Here is a 20,300-nt window from a genome sequence, read left to right as displayed (position 1 = left end):
AATGCTAATATCTAATGTTGGTTGGGCGATTAACGTCTCACCCATTATTACTAAGGCTGATGATAACGCTTGTACAAGCGTCACATCGTTTGCTAAAGATATACATTAAACGAGTAAAAACGCCTTATCATACACAGCTATATGATGTGATAAATGATAATATTTGCTTCTTGCTTAAAATAACATTACCTATTCTTTACCCTCCATTTCTTCTACCCATACTTTTTAAGGATAATATTATGAGTAACAAAAATAACCACCCTGATAGCCCAGTTGTCGAAAGTACTGTCGTTAAAGCGAATGATGCAAAACCACAAGAAACAGCGGCAAGCAGTGAGCCTACTGCAGATGTCAAAGACGTGGCAAAAAAAGCGGTCGATACTAGCAGTACAAAAGATACCAACAATACAAAAACAGATAGCTCAAAAAAAGACGTGCCTGCAAAAGACACCAAAACTGAAGCACCTAAGAAGCCTGACACTAAAGATGCGGCTACTGATACAGCTACTAAAGATACTGCAAAAAAAGCAGATGACGAAAAGGCAGCAACCCCTGCTGCTAGAAAGCCAGCGGCCACTGCCAAAAAGACGAGCAAAGCCAAGCCTGCCTCAAACCAAAACCGTGTCGCTATCCTAGGTGGTAACCGTATCCCATTCGCACGTTCGAACGGCTCATATGCTGATGTTAGCAATACAGATATGCTGACTGCTGCCCTAGACGGTTTGGTTGAGCGTTACAACCTACAAGGTGAGATACTAGGCGAAGTGGTATCTGGCGCTGTCATGAAGCTAAGCCGTGACATCAACTTAACTCGTGAAGCGACGCTAAACACAGCGCTAAACCCGCACACACCAACTTATGATATCGCACAAGCGTGTGGTACTGGCTTGCAAGCGACGTTTGCATCTGCCAACAAAATCGCCTTGGGTCTGATCGACTCTGCCATCACTGGCGGCGTAGACACCACCTCTGATGCGCCTATCGCTATTGGTGATGGCTTACGTAAAGTACTTATCAAGCTGGGTGCAGCAAGAGACAACAAACAACGTCTAAAAGCATTGATGGGTCTAAATCCAAAAGATCTAATCGACTCTCCACAAAACGGTGAGCCACGCACAGGTCTATCAATGGGCGAGCATCAAGCAATCACCACACTTGAGTGGAATATCAGCCGTGAAGCTCAGGATGAGTTGGCATTTAACAGCCATCAAAACCTAGCGCGTGCTTATGACGAAGGTTTCTTTGATGATTTAATCACACCATACAAAGGTCTGACTCGTGACAACAACTTGCGTCCAGATACCACACTAGAAAAACTCGGCAAGCTAAAGCCAGTCTTTGGTAAAAAGAGTGCTAACCCAACGATGACTGCTGCTAACTCTACGCCACTGACCGATGGTGCGTCTTGTGTGTTGCTAGGTACCGATGAATGGGCAAAAGAGCATGGTCTAAAGCCACTGGCTTATATCGCTCATCAAGAAACCGCAGCGGTAGATTTCATTGGTAAATCTGGTACCACAGAAGGTCTACTAATGGCACCAGCATATGCAGTACCGCGTATGCTCGAGCGTGCTGGTCTAACCTTGCAAGATTTTGATTTCTATGAGATCCATGAAGCCTTTGCCTCGCAAGTGCTATCAACCCTTGCCTCTTGGGAAGATGAGAAGTTCTGTGAAGAGCGCTTAGGTCTTGATGCGCCTCTAGGATCTATCGACCGTAGCAAGCTAAACGTAAATGGCTCGTCGTTGGCAGCAGGCCATCCATTTGCCGCAACTGGTGCTCGTATCCTAGCGACTGCCGCAAAACTACTGGATCAAAAAGGTTCAGGTCGTGCGCTTATCTCTATCTGTGCGGCTGGTGGTCAAGGTGTGACTTGTATCTTAGAAAAATAAGATCTAACGCCAATATAGTTTGTTAATTGAGCGTCGTTAACATAAATGACGCTGTCAAAAAATAAATGCCCTCTAATTGAATTAGAGAGCATTTTATTTGCCTTTATTTTGTTATCATAAATTTGCTCTATGACGATAGCCTTTTACAAACGCCAGCTTATCAAACAAAGGTAATATTTATGAGTACGATGAAATACTTGTTAAAAAAGCTCAGGCAAGTGATTTTTGATGAGCATCAAATTGTCCAACACGATAAAAAAAAGCCTTCAACGGTGACAGAATTTAAACCTATCTCGTCTCATACCTACGACAATGCCAATAAGAGCCGACACGAGCGCGAGCAGACCACGTTATCTAAGCGTATCGAAAAAGAAGTCGACTATGATGAGTTACGTCGAAAAATGCACCAAGACCTGATCGATAGCCATGACGAAGAGTTAGAGAACGAAATAGACGATTATATGCGTAACTTTTATTTTGATGGATGTCAGTTAACCACCCAAGAGAAGCTCGACCGCCGCACTTATTTTCAAGAGTTGGTTCGTTTACAACGCGAACTCATCAAATTACAAGATTGGGTCGTTGAGAACGGTGAACGTATCGTTGTGATATTTGAAGGGCGTGACTCCGCAGGCAAAGGCGGGGCTATTAAGCGCATCACTCAGCGGTTGAACCCCCGAGTCTGTAGGGTTGCCGCATTGCCTGCGCCGACTGAGCGTGAGCAAACGCAGTGGTATTTTCAGCGCTATGTTGCCCATCTACCAGCAGCAGGCGAGATTGTATTGTTTGATCGCAGCTGGTACAACCGCGGCGGTGTTGAGCGGGTGATGGGGTTTTGTACTGATGAGCAGTACGAGGAGTTTTTTCAGTCCGTACCAGATTTTGAGCGTATGTTGGTCCGCTCAGGCATACGCTTGGTAAAATACTGGTTTTCTATTACCGATGATGAGCAACATTCGCGCTTTATGAGCCGTATCCATGACCCCTTAAAACAGTGGAAGCTCTCGCCAATGGACTTAGAGTCACGTAGACGTTGGGAAGACTATACCAAAGCAAAAGAGACCATGTTTGAGCGTACTCATATCCCTGAAGCGCCATGGTGGGTGGTTGAAGGCAATAGCAAAAAGCGCGCAAGGCTCAATTGTATTGCTCACCTGCTCGAACAAATTCCTTATAAAGAAGTCCCTCGTGATGAGATCGAACTGCCTGATCGTAAGCGCGACGATGAGTACTACCGCGAACCCATACCTGACGACATGTATGTACCGCCCCGCTACTAGCCTATATTTATATACAATCAAAAAGACTTTAATTGCTATAAGCAGCCTTTATTTAATGGGGCTGCTTTTTCGTATACACCTTTAAAAACATTACATCGTATATGTGGATTGTAAGCTATCGATTTTACCAGCCAGCAAGCGCTCAACTTCGTTTTTGATGCGCTGTCCAGAAATATCACTACCAATTTGTACCGCAAAACCTGCTGGACGACCGCCTTGAGTTTTAGAATTAATCCAAACGACTTTACCGTTCATCGGTAAGCGTTCGCTAGAGTTTGGTAACGTAATGGCAATAAACACCTCATTACCTAACTGCTGAGGCTGATCAGAGGGCACAAATAGCGCACCATTACTCACAAAGGATAAATAGCTGGCATACAATGTCTCGATACTTTCAATGTGGCAGGTTAAGATCCCGCCGCGGCCTGGCATTGCCATAGTCAGCTTCCTTTATCGAATGAGTTAAATGTATTTTATGAGCGTATTGGACATATATAAATAAAAGCAATTGTGAGTTAGCAATCCCTTATAAGACGCTACAGCACTGCCTTACAAGTATGCCAACTCTTGCATTAGCTTATCATAGGCGAATTTTTCTTGCACATTTTGTTGTAGAGCAACTTTGGTCTGCTGCAAGCTCATAGCTACGGTTTCTAGTCCGCTACCAGTGGGCTGGTACGATCCCAATGCTGATGAGAGGTTAATGTCTTTTTGTAGTTCGCTAAGTCCCAAACAAACACGGCGTATATCAAGAATCATCAACTCAGACAACTGGATAAACTCTTTGATACTCAGCTGACTTTGCCAATAATCACTTGCTGCCACGCTACTACGCTTGCCGCTACGCAGTGCCTGCCATGTGGTCAACCATAGCGCGCGCTTGCTGTACCACGGTGCTTGCGCTAAGTCTATAGCAGCGAGCGGAGCACCATTTGCCAGCTGTATGAGCTGCTCGATGGCTGTCTGACCCACTGCCTCACGGTTGATCGTATGACCTAGCACTTGAGTCACATAATCGATGGCAACAGCAGGCTCTATCGTCTGTAGCGCTAACTGCTGTACTCGGCTCTTGATGGTTGGAAGTAGCTGAGCGGGTGTATCACTAATCAGAAACAAATGAACCTGCGCTTGCGGCTCTTCTAAAGTTTTAAGTAAAGCATTGGCAGCAGCAACGGTCATTTGCTCAGCATGATCTAACACGCAAATACGCATCCCCTGTCCGCCTTGATATATAAAAGGCTGGAGCGCTCGAATGTCATCAACTTTAATTTTAAGAGCGCTATTGCTGTTTGCTTTGGTATTTTTCTTGTCTTTTGTATTGCTTGATTTTTCTTTGAGAGGCTCATTGTCTGACTCGATGGGCATACTGACTAGCGGTAAGACTTGCAAGCTTGGGTGAGTGCCCGACTTTAACCATTGACAGCTTTCACATACGCCGCAGGCTCCTGATGGATGTGTACTACGCTTGCGGCACAGTAACCAAGCAGCCAATCGCCACACAAAGGCCCGTTTACCCATACCCTGCATACCAGCAGCAAGTAGTGCATGCGGCAATGACTGCTGCATCAATACTCGCTGTGTCAATTGCGTCCACAGCGTTTGCTGCCATGGCAACAATGGTGCAAAATAGATACTGCCTGACGCCTCCAGTGTACCTACATTCCCTGTCATATCATTCATAGTTATAGCTCTATTGGCTCTATCGCGTTTTTGGGTACTTGGGCTTGAGAGGCAGCATGCGACCACTGCTCTAAAAATATGTGGTTAGATTACTGTGCAATGGGGCTTTGAGTAATGCCATTTTGGGTAGCAGGGTTTTGAGCAGCAGGACTCTGAAAGTCAGCTAAGCTCATCGCATTTAAACGCTCTAGATCTTCCTGTGTATCCACACCAGCAGGTAATTGGCAGGCAGCTTCGGCAATGGCAATATGCTCACCGTTTTCTAGCACACGTAGCTGCTCTAGACTTTCGAGTAACTCGAGCGGCGTCTGTGGCCAATGTACAAACTGCTGTAATAAACTGACGCGATAAGCATATAGACCCAAATGGCGATACGCATTTTTTGGTGGTTGTCTTTGACTGCTACCAGCCAGCGCAACATCACGATCACAAGGGATGGGCGCGCGACTAAAATAGAGTGCGCGCTGTAGGTTGTTTGCCTGTTGACTGACGACTTTTACCACAGATGGTCGCTGAAACGTATCGTAATCATCGATAGGTTCACAGAGTGTCGCCATGACGCTAGCCTCATCCGCGACCAAAAGTGCTTGTACCTGCTCGAGCAGCAATGGCGGTACAAGTGGCTCATCCCCTTGCATATTGACCACAATGTCATGGTCAGCCCAGCCTTTGATAGCAGCTACTTCTGCCAAACGGTCCGTCCCCGAAGCATGTTCGCTACTGGTCATAACAACATCGAAACCTGCATCGGTGCAAACCTTTGCAATACTCTCGTCATCCGTCGCGATACACATATCATCTGCAAAGGTAGCTGCCTGTGCTTTTTCAGCCACCCACAGTATCATCGGCTTGCCATGAATGCTTAGCAATGGCTTACCAGGTAGCCGAGTGCTCTTAAAGCGAGCAGGAATTACGATATGGGTTTTAGTAGAGGGAGCGACAAGCGACATGGTTGATTCCTATAAAATTGCGGTGCAGTTTGGTGTCTTAACCAATGTCTATGATGAGACGCTTATACTAGCATCTTGATTAGCATTGACACCTAAAGCTTTTAATTGCTGGTTGAGATTATCGTAGCAGTTATCGGATAAAACAGCTGTCACAGGTAATACCCATAATCTACTAATTAACTCTGTGTACTCAGCATTCAGCACTTGATCCGTTGTATAGCCTGACAATAACGCGCTTATTTTTACTGCATCTTTACTGGTCACCACGATTGGATAATCACTATATTGCAATAACTCAGCCAAACTAAAGTCATAATGATCAGGATAAGGGTGTCCTACGACATCAAAACCAAGAGATTTTAAAGTATCAAAAAAGCGCTGTGGATAGCCGATGCCACTGACTGCATGTATACGGTTGTTACTAACCGGTATTGCGTTATCGGTCTGAGGCGTATCCGACTGTGGATTCCATAGCTTTTGCAATGTATCCGCTTGCAAATGCATGGTCAAGCGCTCAGCACGTCGCGCTTTCTCACCACTTTTATTATCATAAGCCGAATCTATGGCAGGCTTCTCGTGATAGATGACGTCAGTCCCTTGTAATCGTGACATCGGCTCACGCAAAAACCCAGTCGGGAGCAACTGCTCATTGCCAAACCCTCGCGCGTCATCTACCACAATCCACTCTATATCGCGCTTAAGAGCATAATGCTGCAAACCATCATCAGCGATGATCAATTGTAGATCAGGCTGAGCATCCAGCAAAGCAGCAATCGCCTGCTGACGGTTGGGGCATACTGCCATAGCAACGCCTGTCGTATGAACAATCAAACAAGGCTCATCACCTACTACGCTCGGCAAACTGGTAGCACTTACCACGGCTGGCATTTGACTGGTATCACCACCATAACCGCGGCTGATAACCCCTACCTTTATGCCGTGTCTTTGCAAATAACTAACTAAAGCAATGATAAGCGGCGTCTTACCACTACCCCCTACCGTAATATTGCCAATGACCATGACGGGTACAGGTGCACGATAGCTTGATAGCAACCCAGATTTATAAGCATTGCGGCGAAGCATGGTAATCAACCCATAAAGCCAGCTAACAGGCAACAATAGCCAAAGCCAAAGGGCGCGGCGTTGCCATGCATGGGTGATTGTCGTCTCGATGCTCATTGATAATTGCCATTTATTCTATTAACTTATTACGTAGGTGCTAACGGTCGTTCCAGTTTTAAAGACTACCAGACTTACCATAAATCGAAGTACAGATATGTGGTGCTATTCAAAATCTCGAGCATACATTTGCGCATAGTGACCCTGCAGCTGCATCAGCTCGTCATGCGTTCCTAGCTCAACGATTTGTCCACCATCCATCACAGCAATACGATCAGCGGACTCGATCGTCGTCAAACGATGCGCGATTACTAGTGTCGTGCGGTCTTTCATGACATTATCGAGGGCTTGTTGAATGTAGTATTCTGACTCATTATCAAGCGCACTAGTGGCCTCATCCAAAATCAAAATTGGTGCATCTTTTAACAAGGCACGAGCAATAGACAGTCGTTGACGCTGTCCACCCGACAGCTGTAGTCCTTCAGCACCGATTTCACTTTGGTAGCCGTTTGGCATCTTCATGATAAAGTCATGGGCAAACGCCGCTTTTGCGGCCTGCTCGACCTCAGCTTGGGTTTTATCAGCCAAGCCGCCATAAGCGATATTGTTCAATACTGTCGTGTTAAATAGCACCACTTGTTGATTCACCATGGCAATTTGTGCACGCAAGCTTTCTAATTTGATGTCCTCAATGGGCATGTTATCCAGAGTAATCTGCCCTGAGGACGTCTCTAAAGTACGTGTTAGAAGATTCACTAAGGATGATTTACCCGCCCCGCTTCTTCCGACTAGTGCAACTGTCTCGCCTGCTTTTATATCTAAGGTAAAGTCGCGCAGAGCAACCGTTGAGTCCGGATATACCAAGCTAATATTATCCAAAGACATTTGACCGGATAACGCCTTACTAATGGTACCTGTGTCTTCCTCTTCTGGTTCATCAAGTAACGCAAAAATCGACTCACCAGCGGCAATACCTTTTTGCAACTTTTGATTGATATCGGTCAGTGATCGGACAGGCTTACTGAGCAGACCAGCCGCCGCAATATAAGAGATAAACTCACCCGCTGAAATATTACTGATGACTGAAGGTCTAAGTGCAAGCCATACCACCACTGACATGGCTATCGCCATTAATAACTGTACCGCTGGGGTATTGATACTGTTGGTGACCACCACCTTCATGCCTTGGCGTAAATTCTTTTTTGAAGTCTTATCAAAACGCTCGGCTTCGTACGCTTGTCCACCGTAGTTCTTTACCACCTGATAGCCACCGATGACTTCATTAGTGATATGACTAACACTACCCATCGTTTTTTGAATGCCTTTAGACAGCTTAAGGTAACGCTTAGAAGCAATACGGATGAGCCACAATATCGGCGGTAATACGATAAACAAAATGAGCGTCAAGCGCCAGTTGCTATACAACAAAAAGCCGATCAAGGCCACAACCGTCAAACCATCACGTAGCAAGGTCTTCATTGAGTCGGTACTGGCAGCGGTAACTTGTTCAACATCAAATATCAGTTTTGATGAGATCGTACCAGCAGGATTGGCCAAATAGAATGAACTTGGCAAGCGTAGTAGTTTATTAAAAACCTCAACCCGCAGCTCATAAACCAAGTTACGTGACACCAAAGCAGTGTAATAGTTACCCAAGAAACTACCCACACCGCGTACAAAAAACAAGGCAATGATGAGCAAGGGAAATAAAGCTTGTTTGCTGCGGTCATTCTGATTGATGGCATCAGTGATGTATTGCAATAGCTTGGCAATCCAAATCTCAGTGCCTGCATTGATAGCAAAACCCACAACCGTTAGTAGCAAGGCCCACCAATACGGCTTTAGATATCTCAGTAGGCGCAACAAGGTCTTACTTTTGGGCGGACTAGAAGGTGCTGCTGAAGGTTTTTTAGCAGAAGGTTTTGTAGAGTCAGGTATATAAGCTTGGCTCATAAAAGCCTCAATGTAGATGTCATAACATGAATGGGCTGTGCTTGATACACAGTTTATAGTAATGATGCGGCAAATGTTATTGCGGCAAAGTTTGACCAAGTGGGACAACGGTGCTGATATTCAGGTTCAAAAAGCCAAGTTTGCCAGCGACATCCATCACCCGTACGACAGACTGATGGGTAGCGTTGGCATCCGCTGCAATCACAAAGAGCATATCGCGATTGCTCCCTGCTTCTTGCTGCAACATGCTGGTCAGTTCGGCCTCGTTGCTACTGGCGAGCGTAATACCATTGACCAAGTAACTGCCGTCTTCTTGCACAGCCACTTCAATGCTATTTTGTGGTTCTGTCTGTGCCACACCTTCTGCTTCAGGAAGGATAATGTTTAAGCGACTAAAATGGTTAAAGGAGGTAGCCAGTAGCAAAAAGACAATCAAAAACAATAAGCAGTCAATCATCGGTGTTAGATTAATCTCAAGCGGCTCAATCGTCGGTTTTCTAAAGCGCATATGAATCTCTTCAAATTATCTAGTGCGCATGGGCATACTTTCGTATGAAAACCATCGCTATTATATAGAATCAAAACTATGACCGTTATGGTGTCGCCATATTGACCTTGTCTGTATCTAAGCCTGCATCTAACTGAACTCTTGCATGCTCATCCATAGCTACTGTACTATTGGCAGGCGCCAACGTGTGAATATTTTCGAGCAATTGGTAGTCGTATAGCTCTTGAATCATAAGCCCTGCTTGCGTCTCGAAATGCGCATTGATATCGATGATGCGGCGCTGAAAATAACGATACGCAACCAGTGCTGGGATAGCCACGATCATGCCAGCAGCCGTCGTGATTAGCGCTTGTGACACACCAGCAGCAAGCATAGTTGGATCTTGCATCGCACCATCAGTGATGGCTAAGAATGAAGAGATAATACCCAGCACTGTACCCAATAGTCCAAGCAATGGCGCAATAGCACCAATCGTACCCAGCATATTGATATTTTTTTCTAATTGATGCACTTGTACGCTGGCACGGTTTTGCATATGCATGGTCATAGACTCTAAGCCATACTGACGATAAAGCAGACCTGTTGCCAAAATATCACCAAGCGCTGTCTTTTCTTTGACATTCATCAGCTGCGTACGGCCAATATCACCATTTTCACGTAAGCGAGTGATGAGCTGCTCTCGTAGTCTAGTGGGCACAATTTTGTTAAATTGTAGCGTATGGCTACGCTCAATGATGATAACCAGTGCTAATATAGAACAGACGACGATAGGTGTCATTAGCCAGCCACCTGCCTTTACTAACTCCCACATACTTACTTTCTTCCATGTTCTCAAAACAGTTATGACGTAGACGGATTCATGCGTAAACAATTGCTACTAATAAATCAGTCCTACTAATTCGCGTATTATCCTAAGCCTGCGCTTCTATATGCTTGATCAAAGCGGCCAGTTGATCTTGATTATGGAAGAATATCTCAACGCTACCTTGTCCATCTCTTTTGTGCTTAAGTTTGACTTCGGCGCCTAGCATATCCGTCAGTCTTTGAGTGAGACGTTCAGCGTCACGAGATTGCGCTTGTTCGATACGATTGGCTTTGGGAGCCGGCTGCAAAATAGATTTGACCAGTTTTTCCGCTTCTCGCACCGTCATGCCGCCATCGATGATTTTTTGCGCGATGATAGGCTGCTGCTCAGAAGACAATGCCAATAGCGTACGGGCATGACCCATATCTAGCGCGCTGGTTGCCAAATGGTCTTTTACCGTATCATGTAATTGATTTAACCGCAGTAGATTCGATACCGTTGTGCGTGCCTTGCCAACGACTTCAGCAATCATGGCATGACTCATACCGAACTCAGTATGAAAGCGCTGCAATGCTGCTGCTTGCTCAATGACGGATAAGTCTTCACGCTGGATGTTTTCGATCAATGCGAGTGCAATGGCGAGCTCGTCAGATAGCGCACGTTCAATAGCTGGAATAACCGACTTTCCGGCCATTTTTGCCGCGCGCCAGCGACGCTCACCCGCGATAATTTCGTGAGTAACAAAATCTTCACTTTTATCTTCATTGGCCAGTAAAGGACGAATCACAATAGGCTGCATCACGCCATGCTGCTCAATAGAAGACGCCAACTCTGCAAGCGCCGTTTCACTCATATCACGACGTGGCTGATATTTGCCCGCTTGTAAAAGGGTGACATCGATTTGTACGAGGCTGATTTGATCTTCTTGCGTACTTGCCTCTGTGCTGCTATTGCGTGACTTAGCAACAGTAGACTTACTCGCAGCTCGCGGACTACGCGGTGCGCGAGTACCGTTGTCGCTATCAGCATCATTAGACGTTGTGGTCGATTTTTTGCTGGTTTTAATCGAAGTAGTATCGGCAGGCACTTTGGGATTCGGTGTTTCAGCTGGCGACGTGTTGTCACGTGCAGCCATATCGTCTTGCAAGGCAGAGGCGGTGATTTGCTTTTCTTTTTTGATTGATCCCAATAAGGCATCTAAGCCTCGATTGGCAGCCAACCCTCTTTTCTTCGCCATGATTACCTATCCTCTAACGCTAAAATAAAAGCCTATTGATTACTATTACGGCTTACTAGATACAATTTTCAGTGCTCTGTTGTCCAACTGATTGCTTACTGTCTTTACCAGTGACACTCGCTTATATAAACAACGCTTATATAAAAATCAACTGCTCTGCTTTATGACTTCAGCAGCCAGCTTTTGGTACGCGCGTGCGCCTTTTGACCATCTCTCATAAGCAATGACGGGCAAACCATGTGCAGGCGCTTCTGCTAGGCGAATATTTCTTGGAATATGTGTCTTGTACATGATATCGCCGAAGTGTGCTTCTAATTCAGCAGACACATCACGAGCAAGTGTATTACGTGCATCAAACAGCGTTCTCACGACTCCGCGTATGTATAGCTTAGGATTTAACTCTGTTAGACGCTCAATCGTTTGGGATAAATCAGCCAACCCTTCTAATGCATAATACTCACACTGCATTGGAATAATGACGCTATCAGTTGCGACCAGAGCATTAATGGTCAATAGATTCAAACTAGGCGCACAATCTATAATCACATAATCATATGACTGCTTTTTATTAGCGACTTGATCATTAACCAAATCTGCCATGGCAGTTTTGAACAATTCATGGCTATCAGTCTTACTCATTAACGTGATATCCATACCTGCCAAATCGCGGTTGGCACCGATAACATCGAATCCAGCAGGGCTAGTGACAATAGTTTCAGTCAGTGATACCCCATCAAGCAAAACATCTGCTATGGTAAGCGTTAGCTCATTTTTATCAACACCAGTCCCGCTGGTTGCATTACCCTGTGGGTCTAAGTCAATCAGAAGTACATGCTTGCGCTTAGCAGCTAAACTGGCGGTCAAATTTACCGCCGTTGTGGTTTTGCCCACACCGCCCTTTTGATTCGCAATTGCTATGATTTCCATACACTCACTCAATATTATTAAAATCTATTACTTGATTTTTCTTTTACTGTATTTGATGCAGTTGGTAGCGCTCATACTGGTAAATTCGTACTACACCAGCACTCTTAATCCGCAGCCGTTTTAGATGTCAACTGCTCAATTTCCGCTTACGTAGTTTTAGTGCTTTTAAATACTATGTCATTTGAGTACAAACGTAAACTATGTTTCACAAAAAGTGATAGCTGTTTCATGACTGAGAAGTGTTTGTCATTTAGATGTTTTGACAGACATCTGAATCAAATGACGGCTATCATGCAGGCGCGGTACTGATAGCTTGATCGTTTTTATGTGCCAATCACTATCGAGCGCTTGCAGCTCTTCATCACTCGGTGCTTTGCCTTTCATCGCACACAGATAGCCGCCATCTACTAATCTTGGCTGCGCTACCTCAACAAAATCTATCAAACTGGCAAATGCTCTAGAAGTCACTACGTCGTAACTGGCCTCGTGTGCTTCGATACGTGAAGCGATTGGCTGCATATTGCCCAAACTAAGCTCACTGCTGATTTGCTTGATAAAGCGAATCTTTTTCTGATTGCTATCAAGTGCTGTACATTGGCGCTCAGGCTGACAAATCGCAATAATCACTGCAGGCAACCCTGCTCCTGTGCCAATATCAAGCAGTGAACCTGCTGGTAAATGCATTATAATAGACAAACAATCAATCACATGTTTAATCAGCGCTTCTTCTGGATCGGTAATGGCGGTCAGATTATACGCTTTATTCCATAACAAAAGCTGGTCTAAGTATAATAATAACGTTCGCTGCTGTTTCTCACTTAGAGATAAACCGAGCTCGGCTATTGCTTGTGCTAAGATATTAGCAAGCGTTGGCAGCTGTGCCCCAAGTTTGACAAAGCCAGTCGGATCAATACGGATGTTACCCGTGTTAGCAGACGATGAAGAGGTTTTAGCGGAAGCTGACATACAACGAGTTATCCAGTTTTGACATGTGAACCGCCTATTTTATCATGTGACCCGCTCATTGAATAGTTGCAGATTGCGCCAATGTGGGACATCTTATACTATCTACGCTTATTGTGAGGCGTTATTCTGCTGTAATAGCATGCCATGAGCCATTTATTGTTTTTTTATTCATTATTCTATATAAGTTATCTGAATATGATACAAAACTGCGCTCAATGACTTCGCTAACATGCGGCTACATCTTGTAAGATGTCTTTATTGAAAGTGATAGTTTTAGAACAAACAAGCCTCGTATAAAATACCGTACCCCAATCTATACCTTTAAGATGATGTTTTAATATCCTATGACTGAGCAACTCCGCACCCCTATATCTCAAATATCAAAAGACGCTAATAATATGGTACTACCTACCGCTGACTCAAAAAACAATCAGCAAGACACACCTAATACGCCCAATCCTATTTTTATAGAAGTTCAGCAAAACTGCCGCATATCAGCTGAGCAACTAAAGCGCTATAGCGACCCTAATGAGCTACCGACAGACACCCGTACGGCACCGGACTTGGATGTTGGTTTTGGTCAGCAGCGTGCACTCAAAGCATTGCATACGGCGCTAGATATCAAGGCTAGTGGCTACCATGTGTTTGCTGCTGGTGAGAACGGCTTGGGCAAACGCACGGTTATTAGTCGCCTGCTTACCCGCATCGCCGCTGATGCACCGACGCCTGACGATTGGGTCTATGTGCATAATTTTACTGATCCCCGTACGCCGCTCGCGCTGCGTCTGCCTGCAGGTCAAGCATTACAACTACAGCAGCACGTCAATAGCTTGTGGCAACAAGCCAAAAAGCGACTAAGCCAACGGTTTCGTAGTGACCAATACCAAAGTAAAATCGAAGCAATAAAGAACAATACACATCAAAAAGAGAGTCATGCCTATGATGCGCTAAACGCTGAAGGCAAACAATATGACTTAGCTTTAACGTTTCGCTCGTTTGATAATAAAGCAGTTTTCGTTCATCCCAGTCAACTGACGACAGACAATAGCAGCGACCACTCAAAGGATTCAAAATCATCTAGCAATGATGATGACTCATCACCGATAAATAGTACCGAAAAAGCCAATATACCAAGTAACGATAAAACTAACGGTAATAAAGATCAAAATAATGCCCAAAATTCTGAGTATGGCAATAGCGAGTACGAAGCTGAATTAAATAACTTTGTACAGAAAAACCATATGCAAAAACGGCTCAGCCAACTGAACATCGCTTTAGAGCAGTTAGAAGATGAAGCCAACGATGCAATCGAGTCATTGCATCGCAGTATCGCACACCGTGCGCTACAACCTTTGTTTGCCCCTATTTATGAGCAGTTTGCCACACACCCGCTTGTTGTTGATTACCTCAAAGCCATATTTGCCGATATGGTTGCTCATGTAGAGCGCATCGTCAACGGTGATGACGAAGAATTTGTGTCGGCAGTATTAACCACGACACCCAGCCGTTATGCGGTCAATATTATTGTCAGCCACGTACCAGACAGTGGTGCACCTGTTGTCTTTGAAGACCTGCCGACTCACCTTAATCTGTTGGGTCACGTTGAGCAAATCACTCAATTGGGTACCGTAACGACTGACGTCAGTATGATTCGCGCAGGCGCCTTGCACCGTGCCAATGGCGGCTACCTGCTCCTAGAAGCCAGCCATTTACTTGAGCACCCTTATGCATGGCAAGGTCTAAAGCGCGCGCTACAGTCTCGCAAAATTAAGCTCTCAAGTCTTGAGCAGATGCTAACCCTAACAGGTAGCTTGTCTTTATCACCTGCGCCCATTGATCTTGATATTAAAGTGATCCTATTAGGTGAAGCAGACTTATATTATGAGCTGTTAGAGCTTGAGCCTGAGTTCGATGCGGTGTTCAAAGTTCGCGCGGACTTTCATGATGATGTAACGCGCACCAGCGAGCATGAATTGGCACTGGTAGCGAAAATGGCAGACATCATTGACTACGCCGATCTGTATCCGTTCGATAGTAGCGCTCAAGCCACCTTACTTGAGCATTTAAGCTTACAAGCTGAAGAACAAGACCGCTTGAGCTTACATAGTGACTTGCTCATCAAACTGCTACATGAGTCTAACCGTCATGCGCGTTTGAGCGCACAAAATATGGTTACTGCTGACCATGTCATTCAAGCAATTGACGACATGGATGAGCGCTCAGGATATTTGCGTGACCTATATTGGGATGAGCTCAAAAACGGGCAACAACTGATTCAAACGCAAGGCAGTGCAGTTGGACAGGTCAATGCCCTGACTGTCGTCAGTTACGCTGATAGTGAGTTTGGCATGCCTGCGCGTCTCACCGCGGTGATTCAACCCAATATTGGCGCAGGTGAAATCCTTGATATTGAACGTGATGTAGATTTGGGTGGTAGCTTGCATGCTAAGGGCATGCTAATCATGACCAGCTATTTGCGGGCGCTGTTTAGCCAGCACCATGCCCTAAATTTTAGTGCTTCGCTCGCATTTGAACAAAGCTACGCTCATATCGATGGCGATAGCGCCACTGTCAGCGAAGGCTGCGCCCTACTATCCGCCTTAGCCAATGTCCCCATTGATCAATCATTTGCCATCACTGGTTCCATGAATCAGCTGGGTGAAGTACAGGCTGTTGGCGGCATCAATGCCAAAATCGCTGGGTTTTTTGATGCCTGCCGTGAGCAAGAACTCACAGGTGGGCAAGGCGTGGTTATTCCGATGGCCAATGTCAAACAACTGATGTTACGTGACGATATCATTGCTGCTGTAAGAGACAGCAACTTTCATATCTATGGTGTTTATACATTGAGTGAAGCCTTGACCTTGATGACAGGTCTACCCATCGACACCATGAACAAGAAAGGTCGATATCGCAAAAATACGCTATTCGGTAAAGTTCTGGATCGTCTAATGCTGTGGGATGAGAACCAAGATGGCGATGATGATGTCGATGATAAAAAGTCAAAAAAGAAAGAGAAAAAAAAGCGTAAAGCAAAGCGTCAGAAAAAAGAGGATAAGAAAAAGGAAGAAAATCGTAAAGACGAAAATGGTGAGACTGAAGTCATTGGTGATGAATCGCTTTAGTACCCACTAGCTTTAATATCTACTATATTAGTCTTCATTATTAAATACAGAGCGTTCGATATGGCGTCGACATGTACGAACGTCCCTAGACGCCACGATGCTTTTCTGCGATGATAAACGGCTGCTAACTGGTTAAAACCTATAAAACATTAGCCTTTAAAGTATTAATCTTGAAAATATTGACCTACAAAAAAATGACCTATGACTTCATAAAGGGTATCTCTTAATGACTGTACGTCCTACCACTGCCAATGACATCCACGCTCAAGCCAACGCTACTGAGCAAGAGAATATGCTGGTGGCTACAGAGAGCAACGCGCTAAAAGAGAGCAATGACAACCGTCATGGGGCGGCGACGACTGCTCGTCAATGGCAGGTGTTGTCACAGCTACAGCGCAATCGCTGGGTAGGCACCACCCATATTTACGAACAGCTCATGATGGCAGGTTTCGATATCAGTCTACGTACTGTACAGCGTGATTTGAATGCGCTGGCCAAACGCTTTCCTATCGAAAAAAACAATGCCAATCCTCAAGGCTGGCGCTGGAAAGAAGATGCCCCGCTACAAAGCTTACCGCACATGAACTTATCGCAAGCCGTTGCCTTCAATATGGTTGAGGCCAATCTGACTCAGCTATTGCCACCTGTCATTTTAGATGAGCTGTTCCCTTGGTTTGACTTGGCAAGGCGACAACTCAAAAATAGCAAAGTAACACATTCCTGGATAGACCGCGTTCGTATCGAGCCTGCGACTCAGCCACTCATTGCGCCACACATAGACTTAGATAGCAAAGACAACATCTATCATGCGCTATTTTATCAGTTACAAATCAATGCCTGCTATACTCGTAGCAACAAGTCAGAGGCCAGTGAGTATACGCTAAACCCTATTGCTATCATTCAGCGTGGTGTAATTATCTATCTACTGGCCACTCGTACCGATGATCCAGACGTCATTATTCGCACTTTTGCACTACACCGATTTGATAGTGTGGATATTTTAGAAAGTACCGCACAAACCCCAGATAACTTTCAACTCGATACGTATCTGGACGAAGGCAGTATGGGGTTTAGCCACCCGTTTTTCGGTGAACTGGCTGAGCGTGGTAAAAACACCACCATTGAGCTACAATTTACGCAGCAAGCAGGTAGAAGCCTCACCGAGAGTAAATTGAGTGACGATCAGGTTGTCATAGCAAATGATGACGGAACCTTAACGATAAAAGCGACGGTTAATCTGACCTCACAACTGGTTTGGTGGCTACGTGGTTTTGGCAATGGTTTGTTGGATGCTAAGCCTGAATTATTATACCAAGCGGTATTAGACAAACCTCGAGCGACAACGAATACTGATAGCGACGTCTAAGCTAAGTAACCCTTAGACCACAATATGCGCTAATAACCAAGAACCAAGAACCAAGAACCAAGAACCAAGAACCAAGAACCAAGAACCAAGAACCAAGAACCAAGAACCAAGAATTAACCACTAAGAATTAAAAAAAGGAATGTTATGCCGACCACTGCCCCATCACCACTGCTTTCCGACAGTTTAAGAGGACTGGGCTTGGATACGGGAACCTTATTTTTTGCGCTCAATTATGAATTTACCAAGATTGAGCCAAAAGGGTTATTTAAACGTTTTAAAAAGGACAAAAGCGCAGTCGATATCGACTTAGCCTGCGTCTTATATGATGACAATTGCATCATTAGTGACATCGTCTGGTTCAAACAATTGCGTGATAGAGCCGAATCAGTCAAGCATCAAGGAGACAGTCTAAACGGCAAGGATCGCGGTGAGCAAGCCATGTATCTTGCGCCACTTGACCAAGAGCAAATTAGATTGGAGTTAGAAGAAGTTCCAGAACATATCACTCATATTGCGTTGCTTGCCAACTCATACCATGGTCACGCGTTTTCAAGAGTTAAGAAAGGCGAGATTCATCTGAGCGATGACGAGGGCAACCGCTGTTTTGAAGTCAACCTAAAACAGCTGCCACGTGATTGTAAAACCCTTTGGGTTGCTCATTTGCGTCGTTCTGTCGATGACTGGCATCTGACGCTGCAAAACCTACCACTAGATGCAGAAGATCTATCAAGTGCAGCACAGCAAGTGGCCCATGAGTTGGCACGTGCGATGCCTATTCCTCAGGGTGTATAGTCCTAGATATATATTATCAACAAATAGTAAAATATAAAAATGGTCCTGTGTTTTGATCACACAGCACCATTTTTTTATCGCCCACACCGTTATCTGGTGACTGTTTAGATTACTATTTGAATGGCTACTTCGATAGCTCCTTCAATAGTTACCTTAGTAGCTCCTTTAAAAAACACCTACTCCTATCTAATTTTTATCTATAAGACCTCACCACAATGTGGACAAAAATTCTTTTGACGGTTCTCTACTTCTTTTTCGCGGCGCTCCAGCTCTTGTTCACGCAGCACTTGTAATACGATATTTTGCGCCTGCTCTTTGTCCAATCCTAGCTCGCGGCGAATCTTATCAATCATCATCTGGTTCTGTACCAGATCAAAGTCGCTATCGATCAGCTGCTCTCGAAAATGTTGCTCCAGCTCTTCACGGCGCTGCGCAAGCTCATTTGCCAGACCTGTTGCTAAGATACCTGCAGGAAGTGCTGCGAGACCCACACCCAATATGGTAATAATTGCCCCCAATATCTTGCCAGCATTGGTAATCGGGGTTACATCACCGTAGCCCACAGTCGTAAGCGTCACCACAGCCCACCACATCGCTTTGGGTATCGACTCAAACTCTTCTGGTTGGGCATGATTTTCGACCAAATAAATACCGCTCGATGCGGTCACAATCATGATAATTAATATAAAGATAACGGCTTGAAACGAGCCGCGCTCTTTACTGATGACCACCAGTAGAATACGCATGGACGCAAAATAGCGAGTGAGCTTGAGAATACGGAACAAACGCAGAATCCGTAAGAAACGCAAGTCAATGGTGACAAAGAAGTTTAGGAAAGCTGGGACAATCGCCACCAAATCAATAAGTGCTGACGGGCTTCTGATCCAATCCCAACGCTGCCGCCACGTTGTGTTGTCAGGCTTGGCTTCAGCGACGCTCCATAACCGTAGTAAATACTCGATAGAAAATATCACTATAGAGAAATTTTCAAACCATGTGAAATACTCTTGATATGGGTAATACCAACTATCCACTGATTCCGCTATCACAGCTGCCACATTGGTCATGATCAAGAATATAAGAAAATAATCGAGATAACGACTAAACAACGTGTCGTGCGCTTCGTTCTGCAAAACATCATAAACAAAATGACGCAAGCGCCGTATAGATTGGAATAGCATGCCGTCCCTATGCGGTGAAACACCGGTATTATATTAGTAGAATAAAGCAGTGATCATAGAATATGACTACCTATAAGCTTAAAAAAACAGATGGTCAAAAATACAGCTCATTCGATGGAGCGCCTGACATCTTATGACAGCCCCTGACTTGAAGCCACCCGTATTACTCATGGTTTTTATCATACTTGACCATAAAGGGTTACGTAAACTTTAAATAATAGATATAGACAGATATGAGCAGCATCAGTGCGGTTGATAAAATAGAAAGTCTTAAAAACTGCTCATCAGCAATAAGCTGTTGGCTTATATCTTGAGCAGGCACCAAAAACAAATTGCATTCAGGGCAACAAGAGTCTACCTGATTCAATATCTTTGTAGAGCGTGCATTCTCACAGCGTAGAGGAGAATTACTACAATAACCGAGCATAATATATTACGCCTCTTGTCATATCATCAATATCAATTCCATAAGCCATTATCAATCGTTAATAATTTGACGCTCATCAACTCTTCGATTCA

16 protein-coding genes are annotated in these 20,300 nt (G+C 44.8%); 5 read left to right on the top strand and 11 right to left on the bottom strand.

From position 1 onward, the window contains the following. The first annotated feature begins 239 nt into the window (after positions 1 to 239). Both NJD71_RS01980 and ppk2 read left to right on the top strand, forming a co-directional pair. On the top strand, positions 240 to 1,892 hold the full coding sequence (locus NJD71_RS01980) for an acetyl-CoA C-acetyltransferase (protein WP_319050246.1): 1,653 nt from the start codon (positions 240 to 242) through the stop codon (positions 1,890 to 1,892). A 179-nt stretch (positions 1,893 to 2,071) separates the two neighbouring features. Then, the gene (gene ppk2 / locus NJD71_RS01975) at positions 2,072 to 3,172 is read left to right on the top strand and encodes a polyphosphate kinase 2 (RefSeq protein WP_319050245.1); all 1,101 of its coding nucleotides are present in this window, start codon (positions 2,072 to 2,074) and stop codon (positions 3,170 to 3,172) included. Between the two features lie 90 nt (positions 3,173 to 3,262). On the opposite strand, the gene NJD71_RS01970 is transcribed toward ppk2, so the two are convergent. The 10 genes from NJD71_RS01970 to rsmG form a co-directional block, all read right to left on the bottom strand. Then, positions 3,263 to 3,610, bottom strand: a complete 348-nt coding sequence (locus NJD71_RS01970) for a PilZ domain-containing protein (RefSeq protein ID WP_319050244.1) — start codon at positions 3,608 to 3,610, stop codon at positions 3,263 to 3,265. A gap of 111 nt (positions 3,611 to 3,721) precedes the next feature. Continuing rightward, positions 3,722 to 4,852 carry a DNA polymerase III subunit gene (locus tag NJD71_RS01965; protein WP_319050243.1) on the bottom strand — a complete coding sequence of 377 codons (1,131 nt, stop codon included), beginning with the start codon at positions 4,850 to 4,852 and terminating at the stop codon, positions 3,722 to 3,724. Positions 4,853 to 4,941: 89 nt separating this feature from the next. Continuing rightward, positions 4,942 to 5,802, bottom strand: a complete 861-nt coding sequence (gene kdsB, locus NJD71_RS01960; RefSeq protein ID WP_319050242.1) for a 3-deoxy-manno-octulosonate cytidylyltransferase — start codon at positions 5,800 to 5,802, stop codon at positions 4,942 to 4,944. Positions 5,803 to 5,850: 48 nt separating this feature from the next. Next, positions 5,851 to 6,981, bottom strand: coding sequence for a tetraacyldisaccharide 4'-kinase (lpxK, locus tag NJD71_RS01955; protein ID WP_319050241.1), 1,131 nt, complete (start codon positions 6,979 to 6,981; stop codon positions 5,851 to 5,853). 105 nt (positions 6,982 to 7,086) lie between these two features. Next, positions 7,087 to 8,874: a lipid A export permease/ATP-binding protein MsbA gene (msbA, locus tag NJD71_RS01950; RefSeq protein WP_319050240.1), complete on the bottom strand. Its 1,788-nt coding sequence runs from the start codon at positions 8,872 to 8,874 to the stop codon at positions 7,087 to 7,089. A gap of 76 nt (positions 8,875 to 8,950) precedes the next feature. Further along, on the bottom strand, positions 8,951 to 9,382 hold the full coding sequence (locus NJD71_RS01945; RefSeq protein ID WP_319050239.1) for an ExbD/TolR family protein: 432 nt from the start codon (positions 9,380 to 9,382) through the stop codon (positions 8,951 to 8,953). 85 nt (positions 9,383 to 9,467) lie between these two features. Then, positions 9,468 to 10,193 carry a MotA/TolQ/ExbB proton channel family protein gene (locus NJD71_RS01940; RefSeq protein ID WP_319050238.1) on the bottom strand — a complete coding sequence of 242 codons (726 nt, stop codon included), beginning with the start codon at positions 10,191 to 10,193 and terminating at the stop codon, positions 9,468 to 9,470. Positions 10,194 to 10,293: 100 nt separating this feature from the next. Then, complete coding sequence (locus NJD71_RS01935; RefSeq protein ID WP_319050237.1) at positions 10,294 to 11,424, bottom strand: ParB/RepB/Spo0J family partition protein; 1,131 nt, start codon at positions 11,422 to 11,424, stop codon at positions 10,294 to 10,296. A gap of 147 nt (positions 11,425 to 11,571) precedes the next feature. Continuing rightward, complete coding sequence (locus tag NJD71_RS01930; protein ID WP_319050236.1) at positions 11,572 to 12,351, bottom strand: ParA family protein; 780 nt, start codon at positions 12,349 to 12,351, stop codon at positions 11,572 to 11,574. 246 nt (positions 12,352 to 12,597) lie between these two features. Beyond that, on the bottom strand, positions 12,598 to 13,317 hold the full coding sequence (gene rsmG, locus NJD71_RS01925; protein ID WP_319050235.1) for a 16S rRNA (guanine(527)-N(7))-methyltransferase RsmG: 720 nt from the start codon (positions 13,315 to 13,317) through the stop codon (positions 12,598 to 12,600). A gap of 398 nt (positions 13,318 to 13,715) precedes the next feature. Between rsmG and NJD71_RS01920 the strand changes: the two genes are divergently transcribed. The 3 genes from NJD71_RS01920 (at position 13,716) to NJD71_RS01910 (ending at position 18,600) form a co-directional block, all read left to right on the top strand. Continuing rightward, positions 13,716 to 16,442, top strand: coding sequence for an AAA family ATPase (locus NJD71_RS01920; RefSeq protein ID WP_442967629.1), 2,727 nt, complete (start codon positions 13,716 to 13,718; stop codon positions 16,440 to 16,442). A gap of 292 nt (positions 16,443 to 16,734) precedes the next feature. After that, positions 16,735 to 17,808, top strand: coding sequence for a helix-turn-helix transcriptional regulator (locus tag NJD71_RS01915; RefSeq protein WP_442967637.1), 1,074 nt, complete (start codon positions 16,735 to 16,737; stop codon positions 17,806 to 17,808). Between the two features lie 144 nt (positions 17,809 to 17,952). Next, entirely contained in the window at positions 17,953 to 18,600 is a 648-nt protein-coding gene (locus NJD71_RS01910; RefSeq protein ID WP_319050232.1) for a TerD family protein, read from the top strand. Positions 18,601 to 18,797: 197 nt separating this feature from the next. Here NJD71_RS01910 and NJD71_RS01905 read toward each other — a convergent pair whose 3' ends face one another. After that, positions 18,798 to 19,781 carry an ion transporter gene (locus NJD71_RS01905; protein WP_319050231.1) on the bottom strand — a complete coding sequence of 328 codons (984 nt, stop codon included), beginning with the start codon at positions 19,779 to 19,781 and terminating at the stop codon, positions 18,798 to 18,800. Positions 19,782 to 20,300 lie beyond the last annotated feature (519 nt).

The organism is Psychrobacter sp. PP-21 (assembly GCF_033790785.1).
Classification (GTDB): Bacteria; Pseudomonadota; Gammaproteobacteria; order Pseudomonadales; family Moraxellaceae; genus Psychrobacter.
The sequence above is the reverse complement of the archived record's forward strand: the minus strand, read 5'-3'. Positions and strand labels throughout refer to the sequence as shown.